Origin of the sequence: Ottowia thiooxydans DSM 14619 (genome assembly GCF_000422885.1) — a bacterium.
GTDB classification, from domain to species: domain Bacteria; phylum Pseudomonadota; class Gammaproteobacteria; order Burkholderiales; family Burkholderiaceae_C; genus Ottowia; species Ottowia thiooxydans.
Genome location: NZ_AUGX01000080.1, coordinates 1 through 2,635, shown reverse-complemented (window position 1 = coordinate 2,635; position 2,635 = coordinate 1). Strand labels below are relative to the sequence as shown.

2 protein-coding genes are annotated in these 2,635 nt (G+C 59.5%); one reads left to right on the top strand and one right to left on the bottom strand.

The window, feature by feature from the left end; all coding sequences use genetic code 11:
* Window positions 1-63: 63 nt before the first annotated feature.
* Entirely contained in the window at window positions 64-684 is a 621-nt protein-coding gene (locus G518_RS0126320; protein WP_028605031.1) for a glutathione S-transferase N-terminal domain-containing protein, read from the bottom strand.
* Window positions 685-884: 200 nt separating this feature from the next.
* On the opposite strand from G518_RS0126320, the gene purB reads away from it, so the two are divergent.
* Window positions 885-2,303, top strand: coding sequence for an adenylosuccinate lyase (purB, locus tag G518_RS0126315; RefSeq protein WP_028605030.1), 1,419 nt, complete (start codon window positions 885-887; stop codon window positions 2,301-2,303).
* Window positions 2,304-2,635: the final 332 nt, after the last annotated feature.

Sequence of the window (2,635 nt, the reverse complement as noted above, 5' to 3'; positions counted from 1 at the left end):
CTCACGCCGCAGCCGGCCGCCCCAACCCTCTCCCAGGGGGAGAGGGAGTTAAAACCCCCAGCCTCAAGTTGGCTTGGTATCTATGAAACTAGGCCGTTGCATCAACTTGGAATCAAGCAATTGCGCCAAATTGCCATGCCGCTCCCGCCACTTCACTTCCGGAAAACGAAAGTCCAGATAACTCAGCGCGCAACCCACCGCAATGTCCGCCAAACCAAGATGAATGCCTTCAGAGCACCAAGGCTTTTCGCCCAGCCCACGCCCCATGGCACTCAGGGCATCGTCGACTTTGTTCATCTGCCGCGCAATCCAGGCTTGGCTGCGTTCGCTTTCCGCCCGGCCCACCCAGGTGGCTTCGAGCCGCGCAAGAATGGCCGCATCAATCAGCCCATCCGCCAGCGCTTCCCAGGTCTTGACTTCCACCCGTTGCCGGCCAGGCGGTGGAATGAGCTTGCCCACGGGCGATAGCGTGTCGAGATATTCCACGATCACACGTGAGTCAAACACCGCGTCAGCGCCGTCCATGATCAGGCAGGGCACCTTGCCAAGGGGGTTGGCGGCGGCGATGGTGGTGTCTTCAGCCCATACGTTTTCGGAGATGAACTTGTAATCCAGCTTTTTCTCAGCCAGGACGACACGCACCTTGCGCACATAGGGGCTGGTTTCAGAGCCAATCAATCGCATGGACATGGGGAAGTTCCGCTGAAATCGCGGCAATTTGGCCGCAGTTCATTGTAGGGTGTGTTGGAGCTTAATTCTCCCCTGCGCCGGGTGAGCCAACCCGGCTGCGGTTTGCGCCTCAATTGCGGCTGGCCAGTGCACCACGCGAGGGTGATTTAAGCCTCAACAGACCCTGAGGTCCGCCGTCTACATACAATTTGCACATGGACCTTACCCCTCTTTCCGCACTTTCGCCCCTGGACGGCCGCTACGCCGCCAAGCTCGCCACTCTGCGCCCGCTGATGAGCGAGCTGGGTTATATGCACCGTCGCGTGCAGGTCGAGCTGACCTGGTTTGTGGCACTTTCCGATGCAGGTTTTGCCGAGTTCAAGCCTCTGACAGCCGCCGCGCGCGCTTATCTGGCGGGCTTGATGAATGACTTCAGTGAAGCGGATGCCCAGGCCATCAAGGCTATCGAGAAGGTCACCAACCACGACGTGAAGGCCGTCGAATACTGGATCAAGTCCAAACTCGAAGGCCACGCGGAACTGCAAGCGGCCGGCGAATTTGTGCACTTCGCCTGTACCAGCGAAGACATCAACAACACCAGCCACGCCCTGCAACTGAAGGGCGGGCGCGACCAAGTACTCCTGCCGGTGATCGACACCGTGGTGGCCCGGCTGACGACCTTGGCACTCGCGCATGCCGAAGTGCCCATGTTGAGCCGTACGCACGGACAAACCGCGAGCCCCACCACGGTCGGCAAGGAGCTGGCCAATGTGGTCGTGCGCCTCCAAGCTGCACGAGAAAAAATTGCCGTCGTGCCCCTGCGGGCCAAGATGAATGGTGCCGTGGGCAATTACAACGCCCACCTGTCTGCCTGGCCAGATTTCAACTGGGAAGCCTTCGCCCGCCGAGTGGTGGAAGCGCCTGAACTCGGTGAGCAGGGTGCCAGCCCCACAGGTGCATTTGGCTTGGGACTCACTTTCCAGCCCTACAGCATCCAGATTGAACCGCATGACTACATGGCCGAGCTGTTCGACGCCTTGGCGCGTGCCAACACCATCAGCATCGACTTGTCGCGCGATATCTGGGGTTACATCTCGCTGGGTTATTTCAAGCAGAAGTTGAAGGACGGCGAGATCGGCTCTTCCACCATGCCGCACAAGGTCAACCCCATCGATTTCGAGAATGCAGAAGGCAACTTTGGCTTGGCCAACGCGTTGCTGCGCCATTTGAGCGAAAAATTGCCCATCAGCCGTTGGCAGCGTGATTTGACCGATTCCACGGTGCTGCGCAATATGGGCGTGGCGTTGGGCTATGCGGTGCTGGCCTACCAATCTCTGCTGACCGGCCTTAACAAGCTGGAGTTGAACGAAGCTGCTCTGGCGGCCGATCTGGATGCCTCATGGGAAGTGCTGGCTGAGCCTATTCAGACCGTGATGCGCCGCTTCGGTGTGGCGGGCGCTTATGAGAAGCTCAAGGAAGTGACGCGCGGGCAGACAGTGACGCGCGAAGCGCTGCACGAGCTGATCCGCTCGCTCGAGATCCCTGCTGCAGAGAAAGAGCGCCTGCTAGCGCTCACACCTGGCACCTACACCGGCATGGCCGCGGAGTTGGCCAAAAGGTTGGCCCCCCCCTGAGTCACCTTCGGTGCCTTCCCCCCAGGGGGACAACGCTGATGGCCGGCGCAGGTCCGTCCATGGCGTTTCTCGCATGGCCTGCTCCGCGGCCTTCTGGCCCTTACTCCCTACCCAAGAACTCTGATAACGCGCTGATTTTTCATGCTGAAATGAATATATGAACCTGTGCGGATCGTGAACGTGTTGCTAGAGCTGTTCTGTCAAAGCCTTGAATTTATCTTTCCCGTTAGGGAAAGACTAGCCATTCGAAGGCCGAGCGAAGCAATGGCCCGAGCGGGTATCCCACCCCTTAAGGCCGTGCCGAGGAGCGCAGGTCAAGGGGCCGGCCATCC